The 15,129-nt window shown below is 70.4% G+C and carries 11 protein-coding genes; 6 read left to right on the forward strand and 5 right to left on the reverse strand.

Translation table 11 applies throughout. The features are described from left to right. Positions 1-87: 87 nt before the first annotated feature. From ACPXBU_RS09750 to ACPXBU_RS09760, 3 genes are all read left to right on the forward strand, one after another. Positions 88-504, forward strand: a complete 417-nt coding sequence (locus ACPXBU_RS09750) for a nuclear transport factor 2 family protein (RefSeq protein WP_425757797.1) — start codon at positions 88-90, stop codon at positions 502-504. Continuing rightward, on the forward strand, positions 501-1,331 hold the full coding sequence (locus tag ACPXBU_RS09755) for an NAD-dependent epimerase/dehydratase family protein (RefSeq protein WP_425757798.1): 831 nt from the start codon (positions 501-503) through the stop codon (positions 1,329-1,331). Before ACPXBU_RS09750 ends, ACPXBU_RS09755 begins: the two co-directional genes overlap by 4 nt. A 278-nt stretch (positions 1,332-1,609) precedes the next feature. Next, complete coding sequence (locus ACPXBU_RS09760; protein ID WP_425757799.1) at positions 1,610-2,563, forward strand: inositol-3-phosphate synthase; 954 nt, start codon at positions 1,610-1,612, stop codon at positions 2,561-2,563. Here ACPXBU_RS09760 and ACPXBU_RS09765 read toward each other — a convergent pair. Together ACPXBU_RS09765 and glgA are read right to left on the reverse strand one after the other, a co-directional pair. Continuing rightward, positions 2,535-3,029, reverse strand: a complete 495-nt coding sequence (locus ACPXBU_RS09765) for a hypothetical protein (RefSeq protein ID WP_393367444.1) — start codon at positions 3,027-3,029, stop codon at positions 2,535-2,537. The two genes, ACPXBU_RS09760 and ACPXBU_RS09765, sit on opposite strands and share 29 nt — an antisense overlap. 13 nt (positions 3,030-3,042) lie before the next feature. Beyond that, a complete protein-coding gene (glgA, locus tag ACPXBU_RS09770; RefSeq protein ID WP_425757800.1) occupies positions 3,043-4,293 on the reverse strand; it encodes a glycogen synthase in 1,251 nt (416 codons plus the stop codon). 72 nt (positions 4,294-4,365) lie between these two features. On the opposite strand from glgA, the gene glgC reads away from it, so the two are divergent. Both glgC and pgm read left to right on the forward strand, forming a co-directional pair. Then, positions 4,366-5,598 carry a glucose-1-phosphate adenylyltransferase gene (gene glgC, locus ACPXBU_RS09775; protein WP_393367446.1) on the forward strand — a complete coding sequence of 411 codons (1,233 nt, stop codon included), beginning with the start codon at positions 4,366-4,368 and terminating at the stop codon, positions 5,596-5,598. Between the two features lie 31 nt (positions 5,599-5,629). Beyond that, complete coding sequence (pgm, locus tag ACPXBU_RS09780; RefSeq protein WP_393367448.1) at positions 5,630-7,270, forward strand: phosphoglucomutase (alpha-D-glucose-1,6-bisphosphate-dependent); 1,641 nt, start codon at positions 5,630-5,632, stop codon at positions 7,268-7,270. 170 nt (positions 7,271-7,440) lie between these two features. On the opposite strand, the gene ACPXBU_RS09785 is transcribed toward pgm, so the two are convergent. From ACPXBU_RS09785 to wecB, 3 genes are all read right to left on the reverse strand, one after another. Then, positions 7,441-8,352: an NAD(+)/NADH kinase gene (locus ACPXBU_RS09785; protein ID WP_393367959.1), complete on the reverse strand. Its 912-nt coding sequence runs from the start codon at positions 8,350-8,352 to the stop codon at positions 7,441-7,443. A 100-nt stretch (positions 8,353-8,452) separates the two neighbouring features. Then, complete coding sequence (locus tag ACPXBU_RS09790) at positions 8,453-11,557, reverse strand: M14 family zinc carboxypeptidase (protein WP_425757801.1); 3,105 nt, start codon at positions 11,555-11,557, stop codon at positions 8,453-8,455. Between the two features lie 129 nt (positions 11,558-11,686). Next, complete coding sequence (gene wecB, locus ACPXBU_RS09795) at positions 11,687-12,769, reverse strand: non-hydrolyzing UDP-N-acetylglucosamine 2-epimerase (protein ID WP_425757802.1); 1,083 nt, start codon at positions 12,767-12,769, stop codon at positions 11,687-11,689. A gap of 176 nt (positions 12,770-12,945) precedes the next feature. Here wecB and ACPXBU_RS09800 point away from each other — a divergent pair, with 176 nt between their 5' ends. Further along, complete coding sequence (locus tag ACPXBU_RS09800; RefSeq protein ID WP_425757803.1) at positions 12,946-15,114, forward strand: bi-domain-containing oxidoreductase; 2,169 nt, start codon at positions 12,946-12,948, stop codon at positions 15,112-15,114. The last annotated feature ends 15 nt before the right edge of the window (positions 15,115-15,129 follow it).

The raw sequence follows: 15,129 nt of genomic DNA on the forward strand, positions 1-15,129 counted from the left end.
CGCCAAACGGACTGCTGGTCCGTATAGTCGAAGCGGACCGGCGGTCCGAATCTTATCGCGACCGTCCCGGACGACGAAAGGACGATCATGTCGGACCACCCCACCGCCGTGTTCCATCGCGGCATGGAGCTGCTGCTCGCCAAGGACATGGCCGGGTTCATCGCGCTGTTTGCCGAGGATGCGGTGCTGGAGCTTCCGTTCGCACCGCCCGGCCAGCCGCGTCGGGTAGCCGGGCGCGCCGAGCTGCACGAGTATCTGATCAATTACCCCGCACTGCTGGACGTCCGCGAGATCCGCGATCGAACCGTGCACGAGACCAGGGACCCCGAGGTCATCGTCGTCGAGTTCGTCGCCTCCGGCTTCGTCGTCGCGACGGGTCGACCGTACGAGGTGCGCTACATCGCCGTCCTGACCATCCGTCACGGGCAACTTGTGCACTATCGCGACTACTGGGATCCGATCGCCGCACAGGAGTTGCTCGGTGGCGGCCTGGTGCGCTCATGATCCTGGTCATCGGTGGCACCGGGACCACCGGCCGTATCGTCGCCGCCACGCTTGCCGAGCGCGGTCACCCCACCCGGATCGCCAGCCGACGCCCCGCCATCAGAGGGGTCCGCTTCGACTGGCGCGACCCGACCACCCACCCGGACGCTCTGGGTGGCGTGCGCGCGATCTACGCCATCCCCCCGGTCGGCGAGGTCGACCCGGCGCCGATCATGCTGCCCTTCCTTGAGCGGGCACGCGACGCCGGTGTCCGCCGGGTGGTTCTGCTCAGCTCCTCGGCCGTCCCGCCCGCCGAGCACGGACTGGGCCTGGTACACGCACGCCTCGGTGAGCTGTTCGCGGAATGGGCGGTACTGCGGCCGTCCTGGTTCATGGAGAACTTCGTGGGTGAGCAGCCGTACGCCGTGAGCGCCCGCGACCATGGCGAGATCGTCAGCGCCACCGGCACCGCCCGGGTCGGCTTCGTCGATCCTGCCGACATTGCCGAGGTGGCGGTGCGGGCTCTCACGGACCCGACGCCGCACAACACCGACCACATCATCACCGGACCAGAGGCGCTGAGCTATGACGCCGTCGCCGCCGTCCTCACCGAGGTCGGTGGCCGGCCGGTCCGGCACCGTCCGATCGACGCGGCGGAGCTGGCCGAACGCCACAGCGCGAACGGCATACCGCCGGACTTCGCCCGCTTCCTCGCGAGCCTGGACACGGCGATCGCGGCCGGCGCGGAGGACCGGACGACGTCGACCGTCGCAGATGTGACAGGTCGTACGCCACGATCCTTCCGGGACTTCTGCCGGGACCGCCTGCGCGCCGACCGTCCAGGCTGACACCCGGTCGGCTGTCGGTGTCCTGTCCAGAGTTGGGGGACGCGGCCGTTGGGTGGTCCGCCGAGACGGAGAGTGGCCCGGATCCCGGTGTTGTACCCGGACCAATCTCCAACGCGGCCGGTCGCCGTCCGGGCTCGCCGCAGGCCGGCCTGCGACGGGCCTGAACGACGACCGGCGGCGTTGCGGTTTCGTCCGGATACCGGTGTACGACACTTCTGGCGCCGTTGATGATGCGGTCGCAGTGGATCACCGAACCGGAGGTGACGTAGCCTCCGGCCATGGTCGAACGGGTGCGGGTCGCGGTCGTTGGCGTCGGTAACAACACGTCGGCATTGGTGCAGGGGCTTGCTCTCTACCGCCAGAGCGGCAGTCTGGTCGGCATCCGCAGGCCGATGATCGACGGGCTCGGGGTGGGGGACATCGACGTCGTGGCGGCCTTCGCCACCTCCGCGGAGAAGATCGGTCGGGACCTGACCGAGGCGATCTTCCTACCGCCCAACAATTTCCTCCGGCTCAACTGCGACCTGCCCAGAGCAGGTGTACCCGTCACGAAGGGCCTTGTCGACGCGGCGGAGGTGGAACGGGTAGCGGCGGCGCTGGCCGGCGCGGAGGTGCTGCTCTACTCGGCGCCGAGCGGGCGGCCGCACACGGCACGGGCGTACGCGGAAGCAGCGCGCACAGCGGGTGTCGCCTTCATCAACACCACGTCCGACCCGGTCGCCCGTGATCCGGACGTGCTGCACAGGTTCGAGGAGGCGGGCGTGCCGCTGCTGGGCGACGACCTGGCCAGCCAGTTCGGCACCTCGGTGCTGCACAACGCGCTGCTGCGGCTCCTTCAGGAGCGGGGCCTCACCCTGGTCAGCTCCTACCAGGTCAATCTGGGCGGCACCGAGGACTTCCGCAACCTGGTCGACAACCCCAACACCAAGAAGCAGTCCAAGCTCAACGCCCTGTCGGAAAGCCACGCCGCCGGCACGGTCGAGGTCGCTCCGCTCGGCTACTTACCGCACCTCGCGTCGCAGAAGGTGGCGCACCTGAACATCGAGGCGCAGGGCTGGGGTGAGACGGCGGTGAGCCTCGACGTGAAGCTGAAGGTGCATGATCCGAGCGGCGCGGCCGGGGTCAACATCGACCTGATCCGCATCGCGGCGAGCGCGCTCCGCAACGGGCGCGGCGGTCACTCCGCCGAGGCGACTCCGTCACTCAAGTCCCCGCCGGGGACGGCGATCTGAGGCCGGTGGTGAGCAGGCGTTCGATCCGGGCGTACTCGGCGGTCATCTCCGGGGTGGCGAGGAAGTCGTCGAGATCGGCCGAGATCTGGAAGTCGACCTCCTCGACGGAGCGGATGGCCAGCTCGTACAGCTCCCCACGCTGGTCCTCCTCCAGGTAGGTGGTCCAGTGTTCGAGCGCGGTGATGACGATCAGAAGCCCCTGATCGAGGTCGCCGTCGGCGAGGACGCCCGCGTCGATCCGCTCCAGCTGTGCGCGTAGCTCCGTCGCGCTGGCCGTGCGGACATTTTCCCGGGCGGTGGCCAGTGCCGCCCACGCGTCCTCGTCCAACTCGTCGCCCGCGGCGGTGTCGAGCAGATCGCTGCGGACCAGCCGGGTGACCGTGTCGAGGCCGAAGGCACGCAGCTCGTCCTCCCCGGCCGCGACTACCAGACGGAGGATCGCCGCTTCGAGTTCGTCGTACCGCATGTCGCCGGCCGCCTCAGCCCGCGGAGCCCGTGAAGCCAGCGGAGCCCGTGAAGTCAGCGGAGCCCGCGCCGACGGAGCGGTACACGTCGAGGGTCTGACCGGCGATGGCGTCCCAGGAGAAGTGGTCCACCGCGCGCTGGCGACCGGCCAGGCCGAACCGCCCGGTCCGCGCCGGATCGGCGAGCAGCGTATTGATCGCCGCCGCCAGGTCGGCCACGAACGTCTCCGGGGCCAGCGGTCGGCCGGACCCGTCGGTGGCCTGCTCGATGGGCACCAGCAGGCCCGTCTCACCGTCGGCCACCACCTCGGGGATGCCGCCGGTCGCGGTCGCCACCACCGCCGTCTCGCAGGCCATCGCCTCCAGGTTGACGATGCCCATCGGCTCGTACACCGACGGGCAGACGAAGACGGTGGCGTGGGTGAGCACCTGGATCACCTCGGGCTTGGGCAGCATCTCGGCGACCCAGACCACCCCGGAACGGTTGGCCCGCAACTCGGCGACCAGCTCCTCCACCTCGGCGGCGATCTCGGCGGTGTCCGGTGCGCCGGCGAGCAGCACGAGCTGGGTGTCCGCCGGCAGCTCCCGCGCAGCCCGCAACAGGTAGGGCAGGCCCTTCTGTCGAGTGATCCTTCCCACGTAGACCACGCTGGGGCGGGACGGGTCGACGCCGAGCCGGTCGAGCACGTCTGTCGCCTGATCCGGCGCGTACTGAATGGTGTCGATGCCGTTGTAGACCACCCGGACCCGGTCCGGGTCTATCTGCGGGTAGGCGGTGAGCACGTCGTTGCGCATCCCGCCACTGACCGCGATCACCGCGTCGGCGGCCTCCATCGCGGTGCGCTCGATCCAGGAGGAGAGCGCGTAGCCGCCGCCGAGCTGCTCGGCCTTCCACGGCCGCAGCGGCTCCAGGCTGTGCGCGGTCACCACGTGCGGCACCCCGTGCAGCAGCTTCGCGGTGTGGCCGGCCAGGTTCGCGTACCAGGTGTGGCTGTGCACCACGTCGGCGCCGGCCGCGCCGGCGGCCATCTCCAGGTCCACACCCATCGTGCGCAGCGCGGCGTTCGCGCCGGTCAGGCCGGGCGGTTCGGGGTACGCGGTGACGCCCGGCTCGGTGCGCGGCAGACCGAAGCAGTGCACCCGGACGTCGGCGCGGCGGCGCAACTCCCGGGCCAGGTACTCGACGTGTACCCCGGCGCCGCCGTAGACCTCCGGCGGGTACTCGCGGGTGAGCAGGTCGACGCGCAGCGGGGTGGGTTCCGTCATGACCCCGCACCCTAATGCAGAAGAGTCCCCGTACGAGTGGTGAAGTCCGACGCGGGTGGATAGCGTCGGGGCATGGCTGCCAAGGTGCTCGCGATCGTCCTGGCGGGTGGGGAGGGCAAGCGCCTGATGCCACTCACCACGGACCGGGCCAAGCCGGCCGTCCCGTTCGGCGGGATGTACCGCATGGTCGACTTCGTCCTCTCCAACCTGGCCAACGCCGGCTATCTCAAGATTGTCGTGCTGACCCAGTACAAGTCCCATTCCCTCGACCGACACATCACCAAGACCTGGCGGATGTCCACGCTGCTCGGCAACTACGTCACCCCGGTGCCCGCGCAGCAGCGTCGTGGCCCGTGGTGGTTCGCCGGCTCGGCCGACGCCATCTACCAGAGCTTCAACCTGATAAACGACGAGCAGCCCGACTACGTGATCGTCTTCGGCGCCGACCACATCTACCGGATGGACCCGCGGCAGATGGTCGAGGACCACATCGCCTCCGGCGCCGCGGTCACCGTCGCCGGCATCCGCCAGCCGCTGTCGATGGCCGACCAGTTCGGCGTCATCGAGGTCGGCGAGGACGGCAAGCGGATCCGGGCGTTCCGCGAGAAGCCCACCGACGCGGTGGGCCTGCCGGACGCGCCGGACGAGATCTACGCCTCGATGGGCAACTACGTCTTCACGACCCGTGCCCTCTGCGAGGCGGTCGAGCGCGACGCCGCGGACAAGTCCAGCAAGCACGACATGGGCGGCAGCATCATCCCGATGCTCGTCGACCGGGGCGAGGCGAACGTCTACGACTTCCGCGACAACGAGGTGCCGGGCAGCAACGACCGGGACCGTGGCTACTGGCGTGACGTGGGGACGCTCGACTCGTTCTACGACGCGCACATGGACCTGATAAACGTGCACCCCGTCTTCAACCTCTACAACTTCGAGTGGCCGATCTACACCGAGCAACCGCCGTGGCCGCCCGCGAAGTTCGTCCACCAGTGGGGTGAGCGGGTCGGCCGGGCCGTCGGCTCGATGGTCTCCCCGGGTGTGGTGATCTCCGGCTCGCTGGTGGAGAACTCGATCGTCTCGCCGAAGGTGCGGGTGCACTCCTGGGCGCACGTCGAGGGCTCGGTGCTGATGGAGGGTGTGGAGATCGGCCGGCACGCGGTGGTCCGGCGGGCGATCCTGGACAAGAACGTGTTCGTCCCGGAGGGCGTCGAGATCGGCGTCGACCTGGAAAAGGACCGGCAGCGCTACACCGTCTCCGACAATGGCATCGTGGTGATCGGCAAGGGCCAGAAGGTCGAGCCGTGAGCGACAGGCACTCCCCGAGGAGGATCCCGCAGTGACCCACCCCCGTGCCGGCCAGCCCGCCGAGCCCGCCGACCTGGTCGACGTGCCGCGCCTGGTGACCGCCTACTACGCCGAGCATCCGGACCCCGCGGACCCGGCCCAGCAGGTCTCCTTCGGCACCTCCGGCCACCGCGGCTCCAGCCTGCGCAACGCGTTCAACTCCGACCACATCCTGGCGGTCACCCAGGCGCTCTGCGACTACCGGCGGGAGCAGGGGCTGGACGGGCCGCTCTTCCTCGCCCGGGACACCCACGCGCTGTCCGCGCCGGCCGCCGTGGACGCCCTGGAGGTACTCGCTGCCAACGACGTCACCGTGCTCGTCGACAGCCGCGACGGCTACACCCCCACCCCGGCGCTGTCGCACGCGATCCTCACCCACAACCGGGGTCGTACCAGCGGGCTCGCCGACGGCATCGTCATCACCCCGTCGCACAACCCGCCGGACGACGGCGGTTTCAAGTACAACCCCACGAACGGCGGGCCGGCCGACACCGACGTGACCCGGTGGATCCAGGACCGCGCCAACGCGATCCTGGCCGCCGGGCTCAAGGAGGTCCGCCGGATCACCCACGCGCGGGCGCGGGCCGCCGACACCACCGGGGAGTACGACTTCCTCGCGCACTACGTCGACGACCTGCCGGCGGCGATCGACATCGACGCCATCCGCGACGCCGGGATCCGCATCGGCGCGGACCCGCTGGGCGGGGCGAGCGTGGCGTACTGGGGTGAGATCGCCGAGCGGCACGGGCTGGACCTGACGGTGGTCAACCCGACTGTCGACCCGACCTGGCGGTTCATGACCCTCGACGGCGACGGCAAGATCCGGATGGACTGTTCCTCGCCCAACGCGATGGCGTCGCTGATCGCGGCCCGCGCCGACTACCAGATCTCCACGGGCAACGACGCGGACGCCGACCGGCACGGCATCGTCACCCCGGACGCGGGCCTGATGAACCCCAACCACTACCTGGCGGTGGCGATCGGCCACCTGTTCCAGACCCGCACCGAGTGGGGTCCGGCCGCCGCGGTGGGCAAGACGCTCGTCTCCTCGTCGATGATCGACCGGGTCGCCGCCGACCTGGGCCGGCCGTTGCTGGAGGTGCCGGTCGGCTTCAAGTGGTTCGTGCCCGGCCTGCTCGACGGGTCCGTCGGCTTCGGCGGTGAGGAGAGCGCGGGGGCGTCGTTCCTGCGCCGCGACGGATCGACCTGGACCACCGACAAGGACGGCCTGCTGCTCTGCCTGCTCGCCGCCGAGATCCTGGCCACCACCGGGCGCAGCCCGAGCGAGCACTGGGCGGAGTTGGCCGAGCGGTTCGGCGCGCCCTCGTACGCCCGGATCGACGCCCCGGCCACCCGGGAGCAGAAGGCCGTGCTCGCCAAGCTCTCCCCGGAGCAGGTGACCGCCACCGAACTCGCGGGTGAGCCGATCACCGCGACGTTGACCACCGCCCCCGGCAACAATGCCCCGATCGGCGGCCTCAAGGTCAGCACGAGGTCCGGCTGGTTCGCCGCGAGGCCCTCCGGCACCGAGGACGTCTACAAGATCTACGCCGAGTCCTTCCAGGGCCCCGACCACCTCAAGCAGATCCAAGAAGAAGCCAAGAACCTGGTAGACCAAGCCCTAACCCCCTAACCCCGCCCGACCCCCACCCCACCCCCTGCCCTGCCCCCGCCCGCCCGCTCGCCCGCTCGCCCGCGTTGATCATGGAGTTATAGCCCCGCACCTCGGCGTGTCGCAGCTATAACTCCATGATCAACGGGGTGGGTCAACGGGGGTGGGGGTTGGGGTGGGGTGGGGTGGGGTTAGCAGGGTGGGGGGATTTGTTGTTGGGCTCTTCGGCGGAGTTCTTCGGGGAGTAGCTCGCGGAGTTGCTCCGGCAGGAACGGCAGGTCGAGCAGTGTCATCTTCAACTGGTTGCGTTCCTGGTAGCGCAGCGGGTCGAAGCGGACCACCAGGCCGGCGTTGCGGCGGTACGTGATGTCCACGGTCCCTTCCGTGGCCGCGTCGCGGAACACCAGCCCGTCCATCTCCACCACGACCGGCGACGAGTCGGGCCGGAGTTCCAACCGGATCTTCTCGTCCGGCGAGAGCACCACCGACCGGGAGATGCCGGCCATCGGCGCCGACGGCGTGATCACCACCGAGTCCGCGGCGGGGGAGATCAGTGGGCCGCCGGCGGCGTAGCTGTACGCCGTCGAGCCGATCGGGGTGCTGACCACCACGGCGTCGCTGCGGTAGTAGCCGTACTGCTGGCCGTCGATGCCGAGGGTGACGCTGACGAAGCCGGAGCCGGGCTGGCGGACCAGCGCGATGTCGTTGAACGCCACGACGTCGTCACCGCACACGTCGCATGCGAGGCAGGCGTGCGACTCGACGGTGAAGTCCTTCGACAGCAGCCGACTCAGCGCGTCGGGCAGCTCCGGCGGCTCGATCTCGACGAGAAAACCCAGATGACCCAGGTGTACGCCGAGCACCGGCTTCGGGTCGCGGATGGCGGAGCGCAGCGCGCCCAGCATGGTGCCGTCGCCGCCGATGCTGATCAGCGCGTTGGCGCGGATGGCGACCTCGTCGGCCGGCACCGGTTCGACGCAGGACGGTACGCGGTGCTGGTCCTCCTCGCGCACCATCAGCGTCTTGTGGTGGCGCGTCGCCCACCGTTCGATGATCCCGACCACCTCGGTGACATCCCGGGTGGGGTGCAGCACAAGTCCCAGCCCCGACACCCGTACAGCTCACCACATTCGCGGTGGCCGCACCCCGCGTACCGCGAAGGTGCGCCGGCGGTCGCCCGACCGCCGGCGCACCTCTCCGCCGTCAGGGTCGGGGTCGACCGGTGAGGTGCCTCAGCGAGCGGGCGACCAGGTCGTCGCGGGCCGCCGGGGCCAGGCCCTCCAGCCCGAAGCCCAGATAGACGGTGTCGCCGGTGACCACCACCGAGCCCTCCTCGAACGCCCGCTGGCTGCGCGACCAGTCGGTCGCGTTGCCACCGGACCCGGCCGGTGGCCCGGCCACCGTCCAGCCGCCCAGATCGGCCGACTCGAACGAGGTCTCCGCCACGGCCGACCCGTCGACGAGCACCCGGGCGTCGTCCACGAAGACGCCGAGACCCTGGGTAGCCCAGTCCGAGGCGTACGTGATCGACACCTCGACCTGCTTACCGGCGTAACCGGACAGGTCCGCCACCCACTCCTTCCAGCCGCCGGAGGCGCCGGACGCCGCGTTCCAGCTGCCGGTGGTCCCGGTGGGCGAGCAGTCCGCACCCTGGTAGTGGGCGAGGAACGGGTGCAGATCGTCCCAGTTACCGAGGCAACTCTCCCCGGTGGCCGTGCTGGTCTTGCCGTTGGCGTCCGGCAGGGTCGTCCAGTTGTCGGTGCCCACCTCGTGGGCCTCGACGAAGAGGAAGTCCCAGTCCTGCTCGGTGTCGTAGGAGGTGAAGAAGCGCAACTCACCACTGCTCGCCCCGGTCAGGTCAACCGTGCGGGTGAGCCGCTTGTACGACTCGTCGCTCTGCCCGCTGTGCAGGTACCACTCACCGGTACGCGGGTCGAACGGCGCGGCGCCCGGCCGGGTCCAGCCCACCGGCGCGGAGCTGGCGAACTGGGGGAACTCGTCCGGCGGCAGGAAGCCCGACGTGGTCAGGAACGACGCGCCGTGCTCCTGGTTCTGCGCCGACCCCGGTGCGTTGAACTGCCCGCTGAAGCCGGTGAACACGCCGTCGGTGCCGGCGACCGGGTACGGTCCCCCCTCCGGGGAGGTGCCACCGTCGCTGACGTAGGTGTACGCGCCCAGCCAGTACTGCTGGAAGTCGTTCAACAACGGCAGACAGGTGTCGGACTCGGCGTCGGTGCACTCGGGCGGCGCGTCCGGGTGATAGACGTACGACCCGTTGGCGCCCTGGGCGTAGAGCGCGTACTGGCCGCTGATCAGGAGCTTGCCGCCCTCGTTGAGGTAGTCCCGGACGGCCAGTTCGGTGTTGAGCGCCGCCTTGGCCGTGGTGCCGGGCACCTGCCCGGGGGCCCGCAGGATGACGTCGTCGCCGGTCTCCCAGACCACGGTCTTGTAGTGCGACAGCACGCCCAGCGGGTGGGGCGCCGTGCGTCCCATCGTGTCGAAGTCGTACACGTCGCTGCTGCGCCCGGCGGCGCGTAGCGACGCCGCGACCTCGTCGGCGTACTTCGCCGTGGTGCCGGTCTGCGTCGGGCTGAGGCCCGTGACGTCCTCCATCGCGAGGACCAGCACGTCGCCGCCGATGTCGCTGTGCACCTGGTAGGTGAAGTGTTGACTGGCGACCACCCCGGCACGCGGTTTGCTCCCGGTGAACCAGACCTCCACCCGGTCACCGGGCTTCGCGCCGGTGACCGTGCCGCGCAGCTCGGCGTAGTAGTCGTCGTGCGTGTCGCCGTACCGCTCGCCGCCGCGCCACTCGCGGACCGCGACCGTCTTCGGTCGCCCGCCGTTGACCGTGTAGTGCATCCGGACGTTCTTCAGCGCCCGACGGGTGATCGAGGCGACCTGCTGGGTGCGCCCGTACGAGGTGTCGAACGCGTCCACCACGAAGTCCGGGGTGCTGCGGCCGACCACCGACACCGGGTCGTCCGGGTCCGCCGCGGATCGGGCCACGGCCAGCGCGAACGGCAGGTTCTTGCGCACCTCACCGGCGATGAGGGCCTCGTCGTCGGGGAAGATGAATTCGCTCGCGCAGTCCTCCGGGCGCCACTCGTCGTCCGGGTCGACAGCCGACGCGGCCTCGCAGGTGGACATCTCCGGCGTGAAGCCCAACGTGCCGTACTTGACGGTGGCGTGGCTGTCGGTGTCACCGTTCGTGGTGTACAGCTCGGCGGAGATGTCCGGGTCGTAGCCGGGCACCGCCGGGTGCGCGTCGTCACCGGCCATCGCCTCGTAGATCACGTCGTCCGGGGTGGGGGTGCTCACCTGCCAGCCGACGCCGTAGAGCAGCAACTGGGCCGCCGAGTGGTAGTTGACGAAGAACTCGAACCCGACCCGCTTGAACAGCCGGTCCAGGGCCGTGGTCTCCGGCTCCGAGTTGGGGCTCGGGCCCCGGTAGGTCTCGCTGTTGGGCTGCGGTGACGAGCCCTCGTTGTCGTACCCCCACTTGTAGCTGAAGTTGCGGTTGAGGTCGACGCCGTCGCCCGCGGTGATCTGCCCGTCGCCGTTGTTGTCCCGCAGGTTCTTGCGCCACAGGCGGTTACCGGGGGTGAAGGTGTGGTCGTAGCCGTCCGGGTTGGCGACCGGCAGGAACCACAACTCGGTGGTGTCCAACAGGCGGGTGATCTCCCGGTCGGTGCCGTAGCTGTCCAGCACGTGGTGCATCAGCCGGCGGGTCATCTCCGGCGTGATCCACTCGCGGGCGTGCTGCGCACCGGCGTAGAGCACCGCCGGCCGCCGCCCGTCCGGGACGGTCCGCGCGTTCTTGGTGACCTTGAGGGCGAGGATCGGCTGGCCCTGCTGGGTGCGGCCGAGCGTCTCCACCTTCGTCAGTCGGGGGAACCGGGCGGCGGTGGCGTTCAGCTCGTCCCGGAGGCCGCCCGGCTCCCCGTAGGGGCGGAACGCCGTCCAGCCGGCCGCGGCCTGCTCCCGCAGCGCCTGCGAGGCGTCCTTGCCGCGCACCTTCTTGACCGACAGGGGGACGCCCTGGTCGGTGAGTCGCTTGGCCTGCCGACGGCTGAGCACCGTCTCGACGGTGCTCTGTCCGGTGGAGTCGGTCTTCGCGTCGTGGCCGAGGTCGACCCCCGCCGCGCGCAGTGTGTCGCGCTGTTTCGCGTCGACGGTGCCGACGTACACCTCCAGGCCGTCGCGGGTGCCCGGATCGGACGACGGCCGCGCGCTGGCGGGTGGGGTCAGTGCCAGTGCGCCGAGCAGGGTGAGCACGCCGGCGATCGCCAGTCGTCTCGGTCTCATCGCGCCTCCTTGGGTCAAGGACCTGTAGGCGCGAGCCTTCGGTCTGGCCCTATCGATGTCAATAGTTCGATGAGCGCGAGGTGGCTGACCGTGTCGGTGCGGGTGCCGCTAGTGATCGAGTGGGACCGGCTACCGGAGCGTCGACGAGATGACGTCCGCGATGCGTGTACCCGCCGCGCCGTCCCACAGAGGAGGCGTGGGCCAGGCGGCGGGTCGCGGCGCGGCCACCGTGCTCGCCACGGTCTCGGCGAGCGTGGATCGGGTGACGAGGCGGTTGGTGCCGTGCGTGATCGTGATCGGGCGTTCGGTGTTGGGTCGCAGTGTCAGGCAGGGCACGCCGAGCATCGTGGTCTCCTCCTGCACCCCGCCGGAGTCGGTGACGACGACCGCCGCGCCGCGGACCAGGCTGACGAACTCGAGGTAACCCAGCGGGGGGACGACCCGCAGCGCGCGGTGCGAGAGCAGGCCGGCGCTTTCCAGGTGCTGCCGGCCGCGCGGGTGCAGCGGCAGGATGACGGGCAGTTGGTCGGCGACCGCGTGCATCGCCTTGACCAGGTCGACGACGTCCGTCGGATCGTCGACATTGCCCGGTCGGTGCAGCGTGGCCACCACGTACCGCTCGGGGAGCGAGAGCGCCGCCTGGATGCCGGCGACGTCGAAGCGGTCGAGATTGGCCAGCAGGGTGTCGATCATCGGGTTGCCGACCAGGTGGACCTTCTCCGCAGCGACGCCCTCGGTCGCGAGGTGCGACACGGCGTCGGGGCTGGTGGCGAACAGCAGGTCGGACACGTGGTCGACGACGACCCGGTTGATCTCCTCGGGCATGGACCGGTCGAAGCTGCGCAGCCCCGCCTCCACGTGCGCGACCGGAATGCCCAGCTTCGACGCGACGAGGGCGGCGGCGAGCGCGGAGTTGACGTCGCCGTAGACGACGGTGAGGGCCGGTCGGTCGACGATCATCAGCTCTTCCAGGCCGGTCATGACGCTCGCGGTCTGGCGCGCGTGGCTGCCCGAACCGACCCCCAGGTTGAGGTCCGGCTCGGGCAGGCCCAGTTGCCGGAAGAAGACCTCGGACATCCGTTCGTCGTAGTGCTGTCCGGTGTGGACGAGGCGCTGCGCCACGCCGTGCCGCTCCAGCGCGCGGATCACCGGTGCTGCCTTGGGGAAGTTGGGACGTGCACCCGCGACGTGCAGAACGGCGTCGGCTGGCATGGATCTCCTCGAAAATTCGGTACGAATCAACGGCGGCGCGCCAATAGTACAAGTTATCCAGTTTAGGGCATCTAATCGTCATAGAATGTCGAATGACGGATGCGTCGCGGTCTGTGTTGCCGAACCGGCGACCCCCGCGAACGATGTTCCTACTTCCCGAAGGCAGGCAGACCCGCGTGAAGCAGATCGTCCAATCGGTGTCCGGCGGAGAATTGCGCGTCGTCGACGTTCCCCAACCGGAGCCCGGCGCCACCGAGGTGCTCGTCGCCACGCGCAGATCCCTGCTCTCCGCGGGAACCGAGCGGGCTGTGCGCGAACTGGCGTCGGCGAGCCTGCTGCGCAAGGCACGAGCCCGCCCGGATCTGGTCCGCCAGGTCGTCAACCGGGCACGCACCGGGGGAGTCCGCTCCACGATCGCCGCGGTGCGCAGCCGGCTCGACGAGGACATGCCGCTCGGCTACAGCGCCGCGGGTGTCGTCGTCACCGCCGGCGCCGCCACCGACGGCATCCGACCCGGGATGCGGGTGGCCACCGCGTCGGTGGGGCACGCCGAGTACCAGGCGGTGCCGGGTCTGCTCGCGGTACCCGTACCGGAGTCGGTGTCCGACCAGGCGGCCGCCTTCGGCGCGGTGGCGGCGATCGCCATGCAGGGCCTGCGGCAGGCCGAGGTGGGCCTCGGGGGTTCGGTCGCGGTCGTCGGTCTCGGCCTGGTCGGGCAACTGACGGTACGACTGGCGCTCGCCTCGGGGCTGCACGTCATCGGCATCGACCTGCGCGACTGGACCGCGCAGTTGGCCGGCGAGTGCGGTGCGGTCGGCCTGGTCGAGGCGGGTGCGGCGACCACCGAGCAGATCATGGAGCTGACCCGTGGCCGAGGCGTCGACGCGGTCCTGATCACGGCGGCGACGACCTCGTCGGAGCCGGTCGCGCGCAGCACCGAGATCGCCCGCGACCGTGCCCGACTGGTCGTGGTCGGCGACGTCGGCCTGGACCTCGACCGTCGACGCTTCTACGAGCGGGAGCTGGATCTCCGGTTCGCGCGCAGCTACGGCCCCGGCCGCCACGATCGGTCCTACGAGGAGTGGGGCATCGACTATCCGATCGGGCACGTGCGCTGGACGGCGCGGCGCAACGTCGAGGCCTACCTCGACCTGGTGGCCAGCGGCCGGGTCGCGGTCGACGACCTGGTGACGCATGTCTACGAGGTGGAGCGCGCGACGGCGGCCTACGAGGTGCTGGCCTCCGACCCGCGCTCGCTCGCGGTGCAGCTCAGCTACTCGGCGCCCGCGCAGCCGTCCCGACAGACGATCACCATGCGGCCGCGCCGCACCTCGACGTCGCCACGGGGTGGCCTGATCGGCGCCGGCACCTACGCCAAGGCGACGTTCCTGCCCGCGCTCAAGGCGGCGGGCTGGGGAGACGACCTCGTCGCCATCACGTCGGCCAAGGGCCTGTCCGCGCGGCACGCGGCCGAGCGCAACGGCATCGCCGTGGTGGCGCCGACAGTCGAGGACCTCCTGGTCCGCGACGACATCGACGTGGTGTTCATCCTCAGCCGCCACGACTCGCACGCCCGCCTGGTGGCGCAGGCGCTCGACGCCGGCAAACACGTCTTCGTGGAGAAGCCGCTCGCGCTGACCCAGGACGAGCTCGACGAGGTTCGGGCCGCCTACGACCGCAACTCCGGTCACCTGTTCGTCGGGTTCAACCGTCGGCACGCGCCCATGGTCGTGCACGCCAAGCAGGCCCTGGCGGCCGGGTCCGGGCCGATAACCGTCGCCTACCGGGTCAACGCCGGGCAACTGCCCGCCGCCCACTGGTACCACGACCGACGCCAGGGTGGCCGGATCCGGGGCGAGGTGTGCCACTTCATGGACCTCGCGTCGTGGCTGGTGGGCGACCAGCCGCGGGTCGTGCACGCGTACGGCAGCGGTCGCGGCGAGCCGGGCCTGGAGGAGGACGTGAGTGTCCTGCTCGGATACCCGGACGGGTCCACGGCGACGATCACCTACTCCACCCGGGGGCACCGGCGTACGCCGAAGGAGCGCCTGGAGGTTCTCGGTCGCGGGCACACCGTGGTGATCGACGACTTTCGACGCCTGGAGATCGACGGCCGGGAGGTGAAGCGCGTACCCGGTGGCAAGGGACACCAGGAGCTGCTCGCCCACACCCGAGCAGTGATCGCCGGCAACGCGCCCGACGACCGGGAGCTGGACGCGTCCTTCGGCACGACGAGGGCCGCCCTGTCCGCGATCGCCGCCCTGGCGGGCATCCAGGAGGATCACCCGTCGCGGCTGCCCACCCAGGCCGACGTGGAGAGCGTGCGAGCCGGCGCCACCTCGTGACGCGCCGCGCCGCCT

Source organism: Micromonospora sp. DT231 (assembly GCF_049847025.1).
Taxonomy (GTDB): domain Bacteria; phylum Actinomycetota; class Actinomycetes; order Mycobacteriales; family Micromonosporaceae; genus Micromonospora.

What these genes read in the sequence shown, in the direction of transcription:
- ACPXBU_RS09750 (WP_425757797.1), top strand. Translation starts at nt 88, where the DNA reads ATGTCGGACCACCCCACCGCCGTGTTCCATCGCGGCATGGAGCTGCTG.
- ACPXBU_RS09755 (WP_425757798.1), top strand. Translation starts at nt 501, where the DNA reads ATGATCCTGGTCATCGGTGGCACCGGGACCACCGGCCGTATCGTCGCC.
- ACPXBU_RS09760 (WP_425757799.1), top strand. Translation starts at nt 1,610, where the DNA reads ATGGTCGAACGGGTGCGGGTCGCGGTCGTTGGCGTCGGTAACAACACG.
- ACPXBU_RS09765 (WP_393367444.1), bottom strand. Translation starts at nt 3,029, where the DNA reads ATGCGGTACGACGAACTCGAAGCGGCGATCCTCCGTCTGGTAGTCGCG.
- glgA (WP_425757800.1), bottom strand. Translation starts at nt 4,293, where the DNA reads ATGACGGAACCCACCCCGCTGCGCGTCGACCTGCTCACCCGCGAGTAC.
- glgC (WP_393367446.1), top strand. Translation starts at nt 4,366, where the DNA reads ATGGCTGCCAAGGTGCTCGCGATCGTCCTGGCGGGTGGGGAGGGCAAG.
- ACPXBU_RS09790 (WP_425757801.1), bottom strand. Translation starts at nt 11,557, where the DNA reads ATGAGACCGAGACGACTGGCGATCGCCGGCGTGCTCACCCTGCTCGGC.
- wecB (WP_425757802.1), bottom strand. Translation starts at nt 12,769, where the DNA reads ATGCCAGCCGACGCCGTTCTGCACGTCGCGGGTGCACGTCCCAACTTC.